Origin of the sequence: Janthinobacterium sp. CG_23.4, from assembly GCF_029892305.1 — a bacterium.
In the GTDB taxonomy this organism is placed as follows: domain Bacteria; phylum Pseudomonadota; class Gammaproteobacteria; order Burkholderiales; family Burkholderiaceae_D; genus Janthinobacterium; species Janthinobacterium lividum_D.
In genome coordinates, this window is record NZ_JARXUX010000001.1 from 185,496 (window position 1) to 204,687 (window position 19,192).

The 19,192-nt window shown below is 62.4% G+C and carries 7 protein-coding genes; 5 read left to right on the forward strand and 2 right to left on the reverse strand.

Annotation, left to right across the window (positions count from 1 at the left end):
- Window positions 1-118 precede the first annotated feature (118 nt).
- The gene (locus H4V96_RS00820) at window positions 119-625 is read left to right on the forward strand and encodes a thioredoxin family protein (protein WP_010394334.1); all 507 of its coding nucleotides are present in this window, start codon (window positions 119-121) and stop codon (window positions 623-625) included.
- 6 nt (window positions 626-631) lie between these two features.
- On the opposite strand, the gene H4V96_RS00825 is transcribed toward H4V96_RS00820, so the two are convergent.
- Both H4V96_RS00825 and H4V96_RS00830 read right to left on the reverse strand, forming a co-directional pair.
- The gene (locus tag H4V96_RS00825; protein WP_196856892.1) at window positions 632-2,638 is read right to left on the reverse strand and encodes a methyl-accepting chemotaxis protein; all 2,007 of its coding nucleotides are present in this window, start codon (window positions 2,636-2,638) and stop codon (window positions 632-634) included.
- A 196-nt stretch (window positions 2,639-2,834) separates the two neighbouring features.
- Entirely contained in the window at window positions 2,835-3,332 is a 498-nt protein-coding gene (locus H4V96_RS00830; protein ID WP_196856891.1) for an Lrp/AsnC family transcriptional regulator, read from the reverse strand.
- Window positions 3,333-3,485: 153 nt separating this feature from the next.
- On the opposite strand from H4V96_RS00830, the gene H4V96_RS00835 reads away from it, so the two are divergent.
- The 4 genes from H4V96_RS00835 to H4V96_RS00850 all read left to right on the forward strand — a co-directional run bounded on the left by H4V96_RS00835 (window position 3,486) and on the right by H4V96_RS00850 (window position 19,175).
- Complete coding sequence (locus H4V96_RS00835) at window positions 3,486-5,525, forward strand: aminotransferase class V-fold PLP-dependent enzyme (protein WP_196856890.1); 2,040 nt, start codon at window positions 3,486-3,488, stop codon at window positions 5,523-5,525.
- A gap of 504 nt (window positions 5,526-6,029) precedes the next feature.
- Window positions 6,030-14,564, forward strand: a complete 8,535-nt coding sequence (locus H4V96_RS00840) for a glucoamylase family protein (RefSeq protein WP_280721168.1) — start codon at window positions 6,030-6,032, stop codon at window positions 14,562-14,564.
- A 238-nt stretch (window positions 14,565-14,802) separates the two neighbouring features.
- Entirely contained in the window at window positions 14,803-17,199 is a 2,397-nt protein-coding gene (locus H4V96_RS00845; RefSeq protein ID WP_010394343.1) for a M1 family metallopeptidase, read from the forward strand.
- 116 nt (window positions 17,200-17,315) lie between these two features.
- Entirely contained in the window at window positions 17,316-19,175 is a 1,860-nt protein-coding gene (locus tag H4V96_RS00850) for a M1 family metallopeptidase (protein ID WP_196856888.1), read from the forward strand.
- Window positions 19,176-19,192 lie beyond the last annotated feature (17 nt).

Below are 19,192 nucleotides of genomic sequence, written 5' to 3' on the forward strand. Positions count from 1 at the left end.
TTTCGCATAAGCACAGTGCAATTAAAGTGTGGATCTTTCGCTCAGGCCGGCTTATTCTAGACAATCACACCAGCTGGCAGCTGTCCAGCTGGTTTCACGATTTCTCCCAGGAGCCTGCATGCGCTTTTCCCTTCTTCTGGCCAGCCTGCTGCTGGCCGGCACCGCCATTGCCGCCGCCCCCGCCCCGATATCGGCTAACCCTGTCGCCACGCCGCATTTGCCGTATAACGCGGCGGCTGACGCCAAGGCCGACGTGGCCCGCGCGCTGGCCGAAGCCAAGGCGGCCCAGGTACCCGTCTTGCTGATCTTTGGCGCCAACTGGTGCGAGGATTGCCGCGCGCTCGACAAAGCGTTGAAGGAAGGCAAAAACGCCGAGTTGATGCAACAGCATTTCAAGGTCGTCAAGGTCGATGTGGGCAACTTCGACCATAACCAGGACGTGGCGCAGGCCTATGGCAATCCGCTCAAGAAAGGCATTCCCGCGGCCGTGATCGTATCGAGCGACAATAACTCGGTGCTGTACGCCACCAAGGGCGGCGAACTGGCCAATGCGCGCCGCATGAGCGAGAGCGGCATTTATGATTTCTTCAAGCAAGCGGCGAGCGTCAAAGCGCCAGCGATGTAATCGCTTTTAAAACTCTTCCCACGCATCGCTGGCCGGCGCTTCCTGGCTTGCGGCCGGGATCGCCGTTTTGAGTATTGCCGGACGGGGCGGCTTGGACGGCGCGGGCTTGTGGGCCGGTTGCTGCGACGGCGCCGCATGCGCGCTTTCTTCGAGTTTGAAGACGCTCACCACCTGTGCCAGCTTGCCAGCCTGATCTTGCAAGGATTGGGCGGCGGCGGCGGCTTGTTCTACCAGGGCTGCATTTTGCTGGGTGGCGTCATCCATCTGCGTGACGGTGGCATTGACTTGCGCGATGCCCTGGCTTTGCTCCTGGCTGGCCGAAGCGATCTCTCCCATCAGGTCGGCGACTCGCTGTACCGACACGACGATGTCTTGCATGGTGGCGCCGGCGGAGTCGACCAGCTTGCTGCCGGCTTCTACCTTGCTGCCCGAGTCGACGATCAAGTCCTTGATTTCCTTGGCCGCCGCTGCCGAGCGTTGCGCCAGATTGCGCACTTCTGTCGCCACCACGGCAAAGCCGCGACCCTGTTCGCCCGCGCGAGCCGCCTCGACTGCCGCGTTCAGGGCGAGGATATTTGTTTGAAAGGCAATGCCATCGATCACGCCGATAATGTCGGCGATCTTGCGCGAACTTTCCGTAATCGCGCCCATCGTCTGCACCACTTGATCCACGACGTCACCACCCTTGACGGCATGGCTCGAAGCCGACACCACCAACTGGTTGGCCTGGCGCGCGTTATCCGCGTTCTGTTTCACGGTGGACGTCAGCTCTTCCATGGCCGCCGCCGTCTCTTCCAGGCTCGACGCCTGGGTTTCCGTGCGCGCCGACAGGTCCAGGTTGCCCGAGGCGATCTGGCTCGATGCGCTGGCAATGGCCGTGGTACTGTCGCGAACTTCGCGTATCGTCACGTTCAGCGACGCGATGAAACGGTTGAAGGCGGCAGCCAGTGCACCGACTTCGTCTTCTGATTCGACCGGCATGCGGCGGCTCAGGTCGCCGTTCCCGCTGGCGATCTCGCTGAGCATGTCGGCCGCGCGTGCGACGGGCGCGGCGATGGCGCGGCTGATGACATAAATAATGCAAAGGGCGATACCGCCACCGACCAGGCCGGCGATCAAGGCGGCGATCAGGGCCGAACGTGTCACATTGCCCAGCACTTCCGTTTCCGGCACCTCTGCCATCACATACAGGTTGAGTTCGGGCACGAAGGAGGCGGCGACGAACTGGCGTCCTGCAGGCGCATCGTAAATGGCGTACGTGTATTTTTTAGCCGTCAGCAGGCTCTTGCTCAGGGTATCGCTAAAGCCCGGCATATCCTTGAGTTGATGCTTGCCGTCGGCCATGGCCGTGTCGTGGTGGATCAAGAAGGTGCCGTCGGCGCGCAGCAGGTAGACATGGCCGGTCTGGCCGACCTTGTAACTGCGGATGGTGTCGGCCATGGCATTGACGCTCAAGCCCATGCCCGCAATGCTGGCTTTGCCGCCGGCCGTCTGGCTGCGCGCATTCAGAAACAGCATGAAACTACCCGAGGTTGGATCGCGGTCCAGATTGATCGCGTACTGTTTATTTTCGTCGAGCATGCTGAAGAACCAATGATCGGCTGGATTTTGCTTGTCCAGTGTGCGGATCAGACCCGCATCGGTCATGTGCCTGGACGCAGTTTGCGAACTCCAGCTGACGATGGCCGCCTTGTTCTTTTCCTTGAGCATCTTGGCGTAGCGCTGGAAAGTGGGCCAGCCGCTTTCCGCCAGGTTCGCGTCTTCCCAATCTTGCAGGAAGACATCATTGGCCATCGTTTGCACCACCGACAGCGGCTGGCTGATCTGGCGCAGCACGTCATTGCGGATCTCGCCCACTTGCGCTGGCAACTCCTGTCCGACGACACGCTCGCGTACATAGTCACTGCTCATGCGCACGCTGAGGAACGATGAAATTGCCATGAAAAGCAGCAGGCATAAGCCCATGCTGAACATCAGTTTTTTCTGGATGGAGAGATAGCGAAGCAGATGCATGGGAGACCCTAGGTATGGGCCCGCGCGACTGGCATGGGTTGTCAGAAATACACAGGCAAGTGCGCAGTATAGCGACGGATGGGAGGTATATAGTCGGTGTATGTCGTATTTAATGAAATGTGTTGCTTTTATGCAACGATTTCCGTACGTCAACATGTGTAATTTTCATGTACATCGGCGCCGGCTCGAAAAACCTTCAGGTAGCCAAGCCGTGGGCGATCAATTCCAATGGCAGTTCCGTGCTGCACTTGATTTGCTCCATGGAAAAGGCGGATGAAACGCCTGTCAGTTGCGCCGCCTTGATGAGCTTTTTATAGAAAGTATCGTAACCCTTGATGTCGGTGGTGACCACTTTCAGCAAGTAGTCGATGTCGCCGCTCATCCGGTGAAATTCCTGTACCTCTGGCAAGACAATGACGGCGGCGGCGAAGCGCCGCAGCCATTTTTCATCGTGCTGCCCCGTGCGCACGCTGACGAAGACGGTCACTGGCAAACCCACTTTTTGTCGGTTGACGATGGCCACGCGACTCTCGATATAGCCGTCTTCTTCCAGGCGCTTGACGCGCTTCCAGCAAGGCGTATTGGATAGACCGATCTTTTCGCTGAGGGCGGCGATCGACAGGGTGCCGTCCTGCTGCAGGGCCGCCAGAATGGCGCAGTCGAATTTGTCTAGCGAAGTATTTGGTGAATTCATTTGCTTATTTTATCTTTTAGAGTATGAATATACTGCATATTAGCGTAGTTGTAGTGTCTTTTGGCATATCTTTACGGTGGCATGCAGCTAGACTATTCAAACGTTACAGCCGCTTGCGCTGCGCTCTTTTTATACAATACTCGGACTGCCATCATGAAAGAAATCTACCTCGACAGCAATGCCACTACCTGCGTTCTGCCCGCCGCCATTGCCGCCGCCCGGCAAGCGATGGAGCTGGGCTATGGCAATCCCAGCAGCACCCATGCCACGGGATTGCAGGCCAAGGCCATGCTCGATGGGGTACGCCAGCGCGCCAGCGGCCTGCTGGGCGTGGGCGACGGCCGTCTGATGTTCAATAGCGGCGCTACCGAAGGCATCCAGACGGCCGTGCTGTCGGCCCTGTGTGCGTTGCGCGAGCGGCGCGCGCAGGGCAAGCGCATCGGGAGCCTGCTGCTGTATGGCGCGACCGAGCACAAGGCTGTGCCGGAAAGCCTGGCGCACTGGAACCGCCTGCTGGGCCTGGACCTGGAAGTACGCAAGCTGCCCGTCGATGCACAGGGGCGCCACGATCTGCAGGCACTCGACGCACTGATCGGCGACGCCGCCATGCTGTGCACCATGGCGGCCAATAATGAAACGGGCGTCATCAGCGATTTGTCCGCCATCGCGCAACTGCTGCAGGAACGCGGCGCGGACGTTTACTGGATGGTCGATTGCGTGCAGGCGCTGGGCAAGCTGAAACTGAACCTGGCCGCCACGCGCATCGATTACGCGCCGTTCTCCGGTCACAAGCTGTATGCGCCCAAGGGCATCGGCATGCTGTATGTGCGCGCCGGCGCCCCATTTACACCATTGATGATGGGTGGCGGCCAGGAAGCAGGGCTACGTTCGGGCACGGAGAACATGGCCGGCATCGCCGCCCTGGGCGCCGTGCTGGCCGCGCTGGACGATGACAAGACCTTCTGCAGCCATACGGAACTGGCCGCTTTCCGCGCGCAACTGGTGGCCAGCCTGGAACAGGCTTTCCCAGGCATCGTTTTCAATATGCCGTTCCAGTTGTCGCTGCCGACCACGCTCAATTTCTCGGTGCCTGGCCTGTCTTCGAAGGAATTGCTGGACCTGTTCGATGCGGCGCGTGTGCGCGTCAGCTCGGGCAGCGCCTGTTCCGCCGCCAAGGCCTTGCCCAGCTATGTATTGGAAGCGATGCATGTGCCGCAATGGCGTGCCAGCTCGGCTATTCGCCTGTCGTTCGGCCCCCTGATCGATGCGGCGACGGTGGCCGCCGCTTGCGCGCGCATTACACGCTGCGGTGAAGCGCTGCGCAGCAGCTGTTTGCTGCCGTCGGCGCTGACGCCATCGCAGCAGGACGGCGCGCAGGACGGCATAATCCAGCTGAATGTGGATGGTCAGTGCACTTGGCTGCTCAGCGACGCTGACAGCGCCAGTTGCGTCGTCATCGACCCCGCCGCAGCGCTCGTGCCGCGCCTGGCCGCCTTTATCCGTCGCCAGCACCTGGCCTTGCGCGCCATCGTGCACACGACGGCGCCGACCGATCATGGCGCGGCGCGCCTGGCGCTGCTACAGGAGCTCGCCATCGAACAGGTGGGCCGCATCGATATCGACGGTGAGCTGGAACTGGGCCGGCAGCGTCTGTGCCGGATCGAGTGCGGCGCAACCCATGTGTACCTGCTGGGGCAGCGTTTTGCCTTCATCGGCAGCCTCGCACCCGAGGCGCTGGCGCCCTTGCTGGATGCGGCGCGGATGACGCCCGACACGGTGCTGTGCGGCGCACGCGACGACGGCGCCATCTGCAGCAGCGTGCGTGCCACACGCATAATCGCAGCGTCCACGGCCGAGCTGCAGCTCGATGCGGCCACGTTGCCGGCCTTCTTGCGCCAGCATCCCGACGCCATCCTCGTTGACGTGCGCGAAGCGTATGAACATGCGGCCTGCGTCGGCACGGTGTTCGAGGGCTGCGCCGTGCACAGCGTACCGCTGAGCCGCCTGGCAGGGCAGGTGGCGGCCTGGCTGCAGCAACCACAGCGCCCCCTGATTTTTTTCTGCCGTAGCGGCAACCGCAGCGCGCGCGCCGCCGCCTGCCTGCGCCGCCTGGGCCATGCTGCGGCCTGGCAACTCAACGGTGGCATGGCGATGGCGGAAACGACGCGTCATCCGCTGGCGATGGCAGCCTGACGGGGCTGAAGTTTCTCCCATGGAATGAAACACCGTGTCGCCAATGGCACGGTGTTTCAATTCATTTTCGCGCTTCATTTCCTTCCAGCATTTTTCTGAGCTGCCGCTCGCTGTTTTCTTTACTCGCACTCCCCTAAAACCTTGGCTACGTACGCTAGCGCACGGTCTTGTGCGCGGGGCGCACCTACGATGAAGTTCAGAAAATCTCCCGATACCCTGAGATTCGTCGCAACGCTCCGGCGCTTCGTCTGCCGTCTTCGCCAGTGTCCGATTGTGTTCTTCCAGACTCGGCCAGCGTGACGCCGGCCGTCTGGCGCTGGCTGCAAGCGCGCACCTAGCGAGGCCAAGTTGAAAAAGTACACCGCAGTAGTCACGCAGCAGATCAAGGAAGGGCTTTCGAAATGCAAGGCAATCTTCCGCGACCGTCCCCATGCACCGGACAGTTTCGACGCCGCGCGCGACGATGCCTTGCCCCTGCGCTCCGAATTGTTCAGCGCCATGCAGATGGCCGCCCATGGCAAACATGTCGCTGCCGGCCACGCGGTGGGACGGCAGCATGGCCGCGACCGCCTGCTGGCGCGCCTGGCTGACAATGCGGCGCTGATCACGGCCACCGTCAACGAACTGACCGCCACCGTCAAGAGCGGGCGCCAGGTCACGCCGGCCTCGGAGTGGCTGCTGGATAATTTTTACCTGATCGAGGAGCAGATCCGCACCACGCGGCGCCACTTGCCGAAGAACTACAGCAAGGAATTGCCACGGCTGACCTCCGGCGTGGATGCGGGCTGTCCGCGTATGTATAAAATCGCGCTGGAAATCATCTCGCATGGCGACGGCCGGGTCGACCTGGAAAACCTGCGCCATTTCATCGACGCTTACCAGGATGTGGCAACGCTCACCCTGGGCGAACTGTGGGCGGTGCCCATCATGCTGCGCCTGGCCCTGATCGAAAACTTGCGCCGCGTCGCCGTGCGCGTGGCCGACGACCGCCTGCAGCGCGACCTGGCCAATATGTGGGCCGACCAGATGACCGACATCGCCGAGCGCAATCCCAGCGGCTTGATACTGTTGGTGGCCGACATGGCGCGCTCGAATCCGCCGATGAGCAGCGCCTTTGTGGCCGAATTGTCACGCCGGCTGCAGGGACAAAGTTCGTCGCTGAGCCTGGCGCTGTCGTGGCTGACGCACAAGCTGGCCGAGTCGGGCCTTACCATCGAGCAGCAGATCCAGGCTGAAATCGGACAGCAGGCAGCCGACCAGGTGTCGATCGCCAACAGCATCGGCAGCCTGCGTTTTCTGGGCAGCATGGATTGGCAGGAATTTGTCGAGACCATGAGCGTGGTCGAGCAGACCTTGCGGCTGGACCCGGCCGGCACGTACGGCCTGATGGACTTCGCCACGCGCGACAGCTATCGCCACGTGATCGAGCGCATCGCCAAGCGCAGCGCGCGCAGCGAAGTGGAAGTCGCCGAGATGGTGCTGCAACTGGCGCACACGCATGGCAATGGCAATGATGCGCGTCGCGGCCACATCGGTTTTTATTTGGTAGGGCGCGGCGTGCTGGTACTGGAAAAGCAGGCCGGTGCGAAGCTGCCCTTCATCGTGGCGCTGCAGCACACGGCGCGCGCTGCGCCGCTGGCCGTCTACCTGGGCGCAATCTGCTTCCTGAGCCTGGCGACGAGCGCATTGCTGCTTGAGCGCGCCGTGCGCCATGGCGTGCAGGGCTGGCCGCTGGTCGCGCTGGGTGCGCTGGCGCTGCTGGGCAGCAGCCAGCTGTCCGTGGCCGTGGTGAATTGGCTGGCGACCCTGATGACGTCGCCGCATCCGCTGCCGCGCATGGATTACCAGGCCGGCATTCCGCCGGACGGGCGTGGCATCGTGGTGGTGCCGACCCTGATCTACAGCGAGGAAAACGTGGCCGCCTTGTGCGAGGCGCTGGAAGTGCGTTACCTGGCCAACCGCGATCCGAACTTGCGTTTTTGCCTGCTGACCGATTTTGTCGACGCGTCCGCGCAAACGATGCCCGGCGATGATGCCTTGCTACGCCAGGCGCAGGAGACCATCCGCGGCTTGAACGACAAGTACCGCGTGGCGGGCAGCGAGTTCAAGGAAAACGCCGACCCGAGCGAACGCGAAGCGCTGGGACAGGTGGGACCGTTCCTGTTGCTGCACCGTCCGCGCCTGTGGAATTCGCAGCAGAATGCGTGGATGGGGCAGGAGCGCAAGCGCGGTAAATTGTCCGACCTGCACGCCTTTCTGCGCGGCGGCGCGCGCGACAAATTCTCGCTGGTGGAAGGCGAATTGGGCGGCCTGCACAGCATCAGATATGTGATCACGCTCGACACCGATACGCAACTGCCGCGCGACGCGGCGCGCGAATTCATCGCCACCATGATGCACCCGCTGAACCGCCCCGTGCTCGATGCAGCCGGTACGCGTGTGATCGCCGGCTACGGCATCTTGCAGCCGCGTGTGGCCGTAGTGCTGCCGAGCGCGAATGCTTCACGCTATGAGCTGCTGTGCGGTGGGGAACCGGGCATCGACCCCTATACGCGCACCGTCTCCGACCTGTACCAGGATGTGTTTTATGAAGGCTCCTTCATCGGCAAGGGCATCTACGATCTCGACATGTTCGAGCGCGTGCTGGGCCAGCGCCTGCCCGACAATAAAATCCTCAGTCATGATTTATTGGAAGGTTGCTATCTGCGCGCCGGCCTGCTCAGCGACTCGCAATTGTATGAGCAATATCCTGCCCGCTATGATGCGGACGTGAGTCGCCGCCAGCGCTGGATACGCGGCGACTGGCAACTGATAGGTTGGCTGTTGGGGTGCGTGCCGGGCCGCGCCGGCAAGCGCGAACGTAATCCTCTGTCGATGCTGTCGCGCTGGAAGCTGTTCGACAATCTGCGCCGCAGCGTCGTGGCGCCCGCTACCACCGTGTCGCTGCTGCTGGTGTGGGGATTTTTGCCGCACGTGGCCTTCTGGAGCGCGGCGGTGCTTGCCATCATCTTCCTGCCGCCCGTCTTCTCGGCTTTGTACGACCTGTTGCGCAAGCCGCGCGACACCCTGTGGCGCCAGCATCTGGCCGCGTTCGAGCGGCGCTGCGGCGTGCAGTTTTCGCATGCCATGCTGACTCTCGTTTTCCTGCCCTATGAGGCGTGGATCAGCCTGGACGCCATCGTGCGCACCTTGTGGCGCCTGGGCGTGTCACACAAGCATTTGCTCGACTGGCGGGCCTCGAACCTGCATGCGTCTTCCGGCGCGCAGGCCGACAGCTGGCGCGCCATGTGGTGCTCACCGGCGCTGGCGCTGGCCACCTTTGCCGCCTTGCTGCACTGGCGCCCGGCAGCGTTGCCGGCCGCCGCCGTGGTGCTGCTGCTATGGCTGGCCGCGCCCGCCATAGCCTGGTGGATCAGCCGTCCCATCGAACGGGCCGTGGCCCGCCTGTCGCTCGAACAGGGGCGTTTTCTGCGTGGCGTGGCGCGCAAGACCTGGGCGTATTTCGAGACCTTCGTCGGCCCCGACGATCACTGGCTGCCACCCGATAACATGCAGGAGCATCCGAACCTGGTGGTGGCGCACCGCACCTCGCCCACGAATATCGGCCTGGCGCTGCTGGCCAACCTGACGGCCTATGACTTCGGCTATCTCACCATGGGCCAGTTGATCGAGCGCAGCCGCGCCACCTTGCACAGCATGGGCGAGCTGGAACGCTTCCAGGGCCATTTCTACAACTGGTACGACACACAAACGCTCAAGGCACTGCAGCCCATGTATATTTCGACGGTCGACAGCGGCAATCTGGCCGGTCACCTGTTGACTTTGCAGCCCGGCCTGGTGGAACTGTACGACGCCCCCATCATGGGACTACAGATCGTCGATGGCATTCGCACGACGGCGCAAGTGCTGCAGGAGTTCATCGCTGCCGAAGGCGAAGGCCAGGCGGTGCTTGCATCGCTGGCGCTGCTGCAGATGCCGGCCGTGCCAGCCAGCTTGCCCGAATGGCATAGCTACCTCAGTGCCGTCAATGGCGCGGCCGACGCGCTGCTGTCGTTGAACTTGCGCAGCGAGGATGGCGAGCTGGCCATGTGGCGCGACGCGCTGGCGCGACAGTGCCGCGTGGCGCTGGCCGAATTGCTGCAACTGGCGCCGTGGGCGGCGCAAACGGGCATCGATGCGGCATGGCTGCGCGTGCCGACCCTGCGCGAACTGGCCAACCTGGAGGTGGTGCAAGATACGCCGTTCGAACTGGCAGCATGGCTGGCGCAAGGCCGCGAGCAGGCTGGCTGTCGCATGCGCGACATCGCTCACGCGGCGGGCCAGGCACGCGACTTCGCGCAGATCGAATACGCGTTCCTGTACAACCCATCGACCAAATTGCTGGCCATCGGCTACAACGTCGGCGAACGACGCCTGGACCCCAGCTACTACGACTTGCTCGCTTCCGAAGTGCGTCTGGCCAGCTTCGTTGCCATCGCCCAGGGCCAACTGCCACAGGAGCACTGGTTCGCACTGGGCCGCCAACTGTGCATGGTGGCCGGCCAGCCCGTGCTGCTGTCGTGGAGCGGCTCCATGTTTGAGTACCTGATGCCGCTGCTGGTGATGCCGAATTATCCGAACACCCTACTCGACCAGACTTATCAATCCGTCATTGAGGCGCAGATCGACTACGGGCGCCAGCGCGATGTTCCGTGGGGAATTTCGGAGTCCGGTTACAACACGGTCGATGCCAGCCTGAATTACCAGTACCGCGCCTTTGGCGTGCCGGGACTCGGCTTGAAGCGTGGTCTGGCTGACGACTTGGTGGTGGCGCCGTACGCCAGCATGATGGGTCTGATGGTGCAGCCGGAAGCGGCGTGCCAGAACCTGCAGCGCATGCAGGCGGCCGGCTACATGGGCCGCTATGGATTTTTTGAAGCGATCGACTTTACTACCGCGCGCCTGCCGCGAGGGCAGAGCAGTGCCGTCATCCGCTCGTTCATGGTGCATCACCAGGGCATGGGTTTCCTGGCCCTCAGCTACCTGTTGCACGACCGTCCCATGCAGCGCCGCTTCGAGTCCGATCCGCTGCTGCAATCGGCCTTGCTGGTGCTGCAGGAACGTACGCCGCAGGCAGGTGCGTTTTACTCGAATACGGCCGAACTGGCGGTGCTGCGCAGCGGCGCCTCCGAGCAGGCCATGCCGATGCGCATACTCACGCAGGCCAACAGCGCCGTGCCTGAAACGCAGTTGCTGTCGAATGGCCGCTACCACGTCATGGTGAGCAATGCGGGCGGAAGCTACAGCCGCTGGAAGGACTTGTCCGTGACGCGCTGGCGCGAGGACATCACGCGCGACAACTGGGGTAACTTCTGCTACCTGCGCGACCTCGACGACGGTGCCGTCTGGTCCACCACGTACCAGCCCACCTTGGCCGAACCGAATAAATACGAAGTGATATTTTCCGAGGGGCGCGCTGAATTTCGCCGTGCCGACCATGGCCTCGACTTGTACACGGAAATCGTGGTCTCGCCCGAGGACGACATCGAAATCCGGCGTACGCGCATCAGCAATAATTCGAACCGCCAGCGGCGCATCGAGATCACCAGCTTTGCCGAAGTGGTGATGGCACCGGCGGCGGCTGACGCAGCCCATCCCGCGTTCAGCAAGCTGTTCGTACAGACGGAAATCCTGGCGCATGAAAATGCAATTTTGTGCACGCGTCGGCCGCGCTCGAAGGACGAGCAGATGCCGTGGCTGCTGCATGTGATGACGGTGCACGATAGCGAGCACTATACCGTGTCGTTCGAAACGGACCGCGCGCGTTTCATCGGCCGTGGCAACACGGCGCAACTGCCGCAAGCGCTGCAGGAGAGTGGTCCGCTCGGTGGCGCCCAAGGTTCCGTGCTCGACCCCATCGTGGCCATCCGCTATGTCATTATCCTGGCCCCCGACCAGGCAGTGACGGTCGACAGCGTGATCGGCATGGTGGAGCAGCGCGAGGCGGCGCTGCACCTGATCGACAAATACCAAGACCGGCACCTGGCCGACCGCGTGTTCGGCTTGGCCTGGACGCACAGCCAGGTGGTGCTGCGCCAGTTGAATGCCAGCGAGGCCGATGCGCAGCTGTATGCGCGCCTGGCCAATGCCGTGATTTATCCGAATGCGGCCTTGCGCGCCGAGGCCGGCATCCTGATCAAGAACCAGCGCGGCCAATCTGGCCTGTGGGCGTACGCCATCTCGGGCGACCTGCCCATCGTGCTGCTGCAGATACGCGACGCTGCCAATATCGAACTGGCGCGCCAGATGGTGCAGGCGCACGCCTACTGGCGCCTGAAAGGGCTGGTGGTGGATCTGGTGATTTTGTACGAGGAACAGTCGGGCTACCGCCAACTGCTGCACGACCAGATCATGGGTTTGATCGCCTCGGGCATCGATGCGCAAGCGATCGACCGTCCAGGCGGCATCTTCGTGCGCCTGGCCGAGCAGATTGCCAACGAAGACCACATCTTGCTGCAATCGGTGGCGCGCGCCATCATTAGCGACTTGCGTGGCACTCTGGCCGAACAGATCAAGCGCCCGCCGAGCCCCGTGCTGCGCATGCCGCCGCTGTTGCAGGAACCGGTGCGCGATCATGGCGGCGTGCCGCACCGGGCGCAGGCGCGCGAGTTGATCCTGGAAAATGGCCTGGGCGGATTCACGCCCGATGGGCGCGAATACGTGATCACCACGGACGCAGGCAAACAGACGCCGGCACCATGGTCGAACGTGCTGGCTAATGCGCAATTTGGCACGGTGGTATCCGAAAGCGGTCAGGCCTACACCTGGAGCGAGAATGCGCATGAATTTCGTTTGACGCCGTGGCAAAACGACCCCGTTTCCGACTTGTCCGGCGAAGCGTTTTACGTGCGCGACGAGCACAGTGGCCAGTTCTGGTCGCCATCGGCGCTACCGGCGCGCGGCAGCGGCGACTACGTGACGCGTCACGGTTTCGGCTACAGCATTTTTGAACACAGCGAGGGTGGTATCGCCACTGAACTGTGCACTTATGTGGCGCTCGATGCAGCCATCAAATACTCTGTCATCAAGGTGCGCAACGATAGCGACGTGGCGCGCCGCCTGTCCGTCACGGGCTACGTGGAATGGGTGCTGGCTGGCCTGCGCGCCAAGTCTGCCATGCATGTGGCGACTGAAGTCGACAGCATCAGCGGCGCGCTGTTTGCACGCAATAACTACAACACGGAGTTTTCAGGTCGTGTCGGTTTTTTCAATACGGACGCCAGCATCCGTTCCATCACCTGCGACCGCAATGAATTCATCGGCCGTAACGGCAGCCTGGCGCAGCCAGCGGCGCTGCGGCGCGTGCGCCTGTCCGGCAAGGCCGGTACCGGGCTGGACCCGTGCGCGGCCATCCAGGTGCCATTTGAACTGCAACCTGGGCAGGAGCGCGAAATCGTCTTCCTCCTGGGCGTGGGTGGGCGCCGCAATGCCGATGCCAGCACCATGGTGCAGCGCCATGCGGGCAAAGGTGCGGCATGCGCCGCCCTCGACGCGGTGCGCGCGCACTGGGAGAGCACACTGAGTGCGGTGCGCATCGAAACGCCCGATCCGTCGCTGGACGTGATCGCCAATGGCTGGTTGATGTACCAGACCATCGCTTGCCGTTTGTGGGCGCGCAGCGGCTATTACCAGTCGGGTGGCGCGTATGGCTTCCGCGACCAGCTGCAAGATGCGATGGCCATGATCCACACGGCGCCGCAACTGTTGCGCGGCCATTTGCTACTGTGCGCGGCGCACCAGTTTGTGGAAGGCGACGTACAGCATTGGTGGCATCCGCCATCGGACCGGGGCGTACGCACGCACTGCTCTGACGATTACCTGTGGCTACCGCTGGCCGCTTGCCGCTACGTGACCGCCACCGGTGACGTCAGCGTGCTGTCGGAAGTGGTGCCCTTCATCGAAGGGCGCACCGTCAAGCCGGAGGAGGACTCGTATTACGACCAGCCCCTGCGTTCGGACGAGTCGGCCGACCTGTACGAGCACTGCGTGCGCGCCATCGGCCATGGCCTGCGCCTGGGTGTGCACGGTTTGCCGCTGATGGGTTCCTGCGACTGGAACGACGGCATGGACAAGGTGGGCGAGCATGGCAAGGGCGAGAGCGTCTGGCTAGCCTTCTTCCTGTATGAAGTGCTGCAGCGCTTCGCCGAGGTGGCCGTGCTGCGCGGCGACGTGGCGTTTGCCCAATTCTGCCGCGACGAAGCCGTCAAGCTGGCGGCCAATGTCGAGCAGCATGCCTGGGATGGCGAGTGGTACCGGCGCGCGTATTTCGACGACGGCACCCCATTGGGATCGCACACGAACGAGGAATGCCAGATCGATTCGATTTCGCAAAGCTGGGGCGTGCTGTCGGGCGCGGCCAACAAGGAGCGCGTGGCCGGTGCCATGCGCCAAGTCGATGCGCGGCTGGTGCGGCGCGACTCCGGCGTGATCCAGCTGCTCGATCCACCGTTCGACAAAGCCGACCTCAATCCCGGCTATATCCGCGGTTATGTGCCCGGGGTGCGCGAGAACGGCGGCCAGTACACGCATGCGGCCATCTGGACGGCGATGGCCTTTGCCCGAATGGGTGATGGCGAAAAGGCGTGGGAACTGCTGCGCATGATCAATCCCGTGCGCCACGGTGTCGACGCGCAGGCAGTGGCGCGCTACAAGGTGGAACCGTATGTGGTGACGGCCGACGTGTATGCCGTGGCGCCACACGTGGGGCGCGGCGGCTGGAGCTGGTACACGGGATCGTCTGGCTGGCTGTACCGCCTGATCGTCGAATCGCTGCTCGGCTTGACGCGTGAAGCGAACGTGCTGCGCGTGACGCCGACTCTGCCGGCCGAATGGAGTGGCTTCAAGCTGCAGTACCGCTTCGGCAGCAGCAGCTACGCCATCACGGTGGAGCGGGCGCAGGGGCGGCCTGCCGGGCTGGCGCTCGATGGCGTGGCAATCGATGGCAACAGCATCACCCTGCGTGACGAGGGCCGCGAGTATGCGGTACTACTGCTGGTCTAGCCTAGCCTAGCCACGTGTCGTGCTCTGCGCGGCGCCCCTTGGGAGGCGCCGCGCCAGTGCGCATGTCCGCAGGACGACTACTCCCCAATGTTCGAGGCGCATCATGCGTCAATGCCCGCAGCGGCACCAGTGCCGCTGCGGCGCGACGGTATGTGTGGAACTTCCACAACAATGGGCGATTTGAAAACAGACTCGACTTAGAATGCAGTCTGTCCACGACTCCTATAGGGAATGCGCCATGCCGCTTCTTGCCCGCTTGCTTGCCTTGTGTTTGACCTTGCTTGCCCCCTTGCCCGGCCTATGCGCTGCCGCACCCTTCGACGACAAGTTCCGCCAGCTCGAAGAATTGCTGCCCACGCCCAACGTTTACCGCACTGCGTCCGGCGCGCCCGGCCACGCCTATTGGCAGCAACGCGCCGACTATGTGATTCGCGCCACCCTGGACGAAGCGCGTCGCGAAATCACGGCCAGTGAACAGATCACCTACCACAATCGCTCACCCGACAGCCTCGCGTATTTGTGGCTGCAACTGGACCAGAATGGCTTGCGCCAGGATGCCGACCAGCGCCGCGTGCTGAGCGCGCCGTCGCGCCAGGCCTGGCTCAGCGGCAATGAAGACGAAGCGCTCAAATTCGAAGACTTGCGCGCCATCCACGCGGGCCGCGAATTCGACGGCGGCTTCAAGCTCACCGCCGTGAAAGCGGCCAACGGCAAGCCGCTGCCGCATGTCGTCAACCAGACCATGCTGCGCATCGATTTGCCCGTGGCGCTGGCGCCCGGCCAGAGCATCAGCTTTGGCATCGATTGGTCTTATCGAGTCAATGATCAGAAGGTACTGGTCGAGCGCTCCGGCTATGAATATTTTGAAGACGACAAGAACACGATTTTCCAGATTGCGCAGTGGTTCCCGCGCATGGCTGCGTATTACGACGCCGTCGGCTGGCAGCACAAGCAGTTCCTCGGTTCCGGTGAATTCACGCTGGAGTTTGGCGACTATGAGCTGTATCTGACGGTGCCGGCTGACCATGTGGTGGCGGCCACGGGGGAATTGCAGAATCCGTCCAGTGTGCTGAGCGCGGTACAGCGCGAGCGTCTGGCACGGGCGCGAAATAGCGCCACGCCGCTGCTGGTGATCACGCCCGCTGAGGCGCTGGCGGCGGAAAAGGACCGCGTGGCGGGGACGAAGACCTGGCACTTCAAGGCGGCCAATGTGCGCGACGTGGCGTGGGCATCGAGCCGCAAGTTCATCTGGGATGCGCAGGGCTTGAATAGCGGCGGCAAGCGCGTGATGGCGATGTCCTACTATCCGAACGAGGGTAATCCGCTGTGGCAGCAGTACAGCACGCGTGCCGTCGTGCATGCGATCGAACAGTACAACAAGTACAGTTTTGATTATCCGTATCCGAATGCGATTTCCGTCAATGGCGCCGTGGGCGGCATGGAGTATCCGATGATCTCGTTCAACGGCGGACGCCCGGTGAAGGACAAGAAGACGGGCGAGCTGACGTATTCGAAGACGACGAAATACGACCTGATTGGCGTGATCATTCACGAAGTGGGGCACAACTATTTCCCCATGATCGTCAACTCCGACGAGCGCCAGTGGACGTGGATGGACGAGGGCCTCAATTCCTTCCTGCAGTACCTTGCCGAGCAGGCGTGGGAAGAGCATTTTCCATCCTGGAATGGCGAGCCGCGCAAGATTGTCGATTACATGCGCAGCCAGAACCAGGTACCCATCATGACCAATTCCGAGTCCTTGCTGCAGTTCACGGCGAATGCCTACGACAAGCCGGCCACGGCCCTCAACATCCTGCGCGAGACGATACTTGGGCGTGAACTGTTCGACTTCGCCTTCAAGCAATACGCCTTGCGCTGGAAGTTCAAACGGCCCACGCCAGCCGATTTTTTCCGCACCATGGAAGACGCTTCTGGCACCGACCTCGACTGGTTCTGGCGCGGCTGGTTTTATACCACCGACGCGGTTGACATCAGCATCGACGGCATCAGCGAATATCGCGTGAGCACGAAGAATCCGGAAGTCGAGCAAGCCTGGAAGAAGGCGCAGAAGGCGGCGCAGCCCATCTCGATCTCCGAGCAACGCAACAAGGCGCTGCCGAAGAAGGTTGAGCTGGATCCGACGCTGAAGGATTTCTATAACCGGCACGATGATTTCACGGTGAGCAACAAGGACCGCAACAGCTACGCGGAGGAGCAGGAAGCGCTGGAACCATGGGAGCGAAAATTGCTGGAGCAGCATAAGCTGGGCAAGCATCTGTACCTGGTCGACTTTTCGAACATTGGCGGCCTGGTGATGCCGCTGATCCTGGAAATCGAACTAGAAAGCGGCAAGAAGATCATCGAGCGCGTGCCGGCTGAAGTATGGCGTTATTCGCCGCACAAAATCAGCAAGGTCATCATCACGGATGAGCCGATGGTGGGATTGGTGCAAGACCCGTACTGGGAGACAGCCGACATCGATATCAGCAACAACGCCTGGCCGCGAAAAATCACCGCATCGCGCCTGGAGCTGTTCAAGCTGGAGCGCGACAAAAACAACCTGATGAAGGATTTGAGTACGCCGCTCAAGGCATCCGAGACCAAGCCTGAAGCCCGATCAGAAACGACACAGTAAAACAGCGCCGGCACAGTCCGGCGCTTTTTTCTGCCGGTCCGCGCCGGAAGTGCTATTCTGCGCGACGCCCCGGCGCACACGGACCGGGGCTTTCGCAAATCATTCAAAAGACGACCATGCAAACTTTGACCTTCCTGCGCGCCCTGGGCTGTGCGCTACTGTGCCAGCTGACACTGGCCGCGCACGCCGATCCCCTCAGCTACGCGCGCTACGACCAGGTGCGCACGCGCGACCTGCAGCTGGACCTGAAAGCCGATTTCAAGCAAAAGACCCTCTCCGGCTATGCCGAGCTGTCGCTCAACTGGATCGACCCGGCGGCACGCACCCTGGTGCTCGATACGCGCGATTTATCGATCGCGAAAGTGCAGGTGCAAGACAAGCGCGGCGCATGGCAGATGGCGCCGTATCAGCTGGACAAGGCCGACCCGGAAAAGGGCCAGGCACTGCGCATCACCACCACGGGCCAGCCAGGCAAAGTGCGCGTCTACTATCACACGGCCCCCAACGCCATCGCGCTGCAGTGGCTTACGCCGCAGCAGACCATGTCGGGCAAGCTGCCTTTCATGTTCAGTCAGTCGCAAAGTATCAACGCCCGCTCGTGGGTGCCGTCGCAGGATACGCCAGCCGTGCGTTTTACCTATAGCGCGCGCATCGAGGCGCCGCGCGGCATGCGCGTCGTGATGAGCGCCGAGAATGACGACAAGGCGACTGGCAAGGGCGGTTGGAAATTCAGGATGCCACAGCCGATTCCATCGTATCTGTTGGCCATTGCCATCGGCGAACTGGAAGTGCGCAAACTCGGTCCCCGTTCGGCCGTGTATGCGGAGCCGCCGCGCATCAAGGCCGCCGAATACGAGCTGGCCGACACGGAAAAGATGATCCAGGCAGCCGAAGCGCTGTATGGTCCGTATGGCTGGGGGCGCTACGACATGATCGTGCTGCCGCCATCGTTCCCCTACGGCGGCATGGAAAACCCGCGCCTGACCTTCCTCACGCCGACCATGATCGCCGGCGACCGCAGCCTGGTCGACCTGATCGCGCATGAACTGGCCCACTCGTGGTCGGGCAACCTGGTCACCAACGCGTCGTGGAAGCACATGTGGCTCAACGAAGGTTTCACCACCTACGTCACCACGCGCATCGTCGAGCAGCTGTATGGCAGCGAAGTAGCGCAGATGGGCGTGCAGGTCGACCAGGAAGAACTGGCGGCGTCGATCAAGGAATTACCGGCGGCGAAAACGGCGCTGATTACGCGCGATGCCGATGTCAACCCGGCGCAAACGTATACGGACGACGGCATCATCTACCCGAAAGGCGCCTGGTTCCTGGCGACCATGGAACGGCGCGCGGGGCGTGCCGTGTTCGACCCCTTCCTGCGCGGCTGGTTCGACCAGCATGCGTTCCAGAGCGTGACGACGGAGCAGTTCATCGCCTATCTGCGCAAGAACCTGCTGGCGCAGCACCCAGAGGTGATGCCGCCAGCGGAACTCGAAGAATGGTTGTATGGCACCGGCGTGCCGGCCAGCGCGCAGCGCGTCGTCTCGCCGCGCCTGGCGCTGCTGGACCAGCACCGCGACGCCTGGTTGAAAGGCGAACTGGCGACCAAAGACCTGGGCATGGACAAGTGGATCGCCATCGAATCGATGCACTTCCTGAACGACATCAACAACAAGGCCAGCGCCGCGCAGCTGCGTGAGCTGGACCAGGCATACGGCGTAGGCAAGAGCGGCAACAATGAAGTGGCTTACCGCTTTTACCTCGCTGCCGTGAACGCCGGCTACGATGTACGCGAGCCGCTGCAGGCATTCCTGATGAGCGTGGGCCGCCAAAAGTTCGTCGTTCCACTGTACAGTGCCTTGATGAAGACGCCGCAGGGCCAGGCTTGGGCCAGGGACGTGTATGCGCAGGCGCGTGCACGCTACCACCCGGTGACGCAGGAAAGCGTCGATAAATTGATGGCCGCGCAAGCACATTGAACCTTCTTAGGACATCC

Excerpts from the sequence above, each read along its gene's own strand:
- H4V96_RS00830 (WP_196856891.1), bottom strand. The coding sequence starts at position 3,332 with ATGAATTCACCAAATACTTCGCTAGACAAATTCGACTGCGCCATTCTG.
- H4V96_RS00835 (WP_196856890.1), top strand. The coding sequence starts at position 3,486 with ATGAAAGAAATCTACCTCGACAGCAATGCCACTACCTGCGTTCTGCCC.
- H4V96_RS00850 (WP_196856888.1), top strand. The coding sequence starts at position 17,316 with ATGCAAACTTTGACCTTCCTGCGCGCCCTGGGCTGTGCGCTACTGTGC.
- H4V96_RS00840 (WP_280721168.1), top strand. The coding sequence starts at position 6,030 with ATGGCCGCCCATGGCAAACATGTCGCTGCCGGCCACGCGGTGGGACGG.
- H4V96_RS00820 (WP_010394334.1), top strand. The coding sequence starts at position 119 with ATGCGCTTTTCCCTTCTTCTGGCCAGCCTGCTGCTGGCCGGCACCGCC.
- H4V96_RS00845 (WP_010394343.1), top strand. The coding sequence starts at position 14,803 with ATGCCGCTTCTTGCCCGCTTGCTTGCCTTGTGTTTGACCTTGCTTGCC.
- H4V96_RS00825 (WP_196856892.1), bottom strand. The coding sequence starts at position 2,638 with ATGCATCTGCTTCGCTATCTCTCCATCCAGAAAAAACTGATGTTCAGC.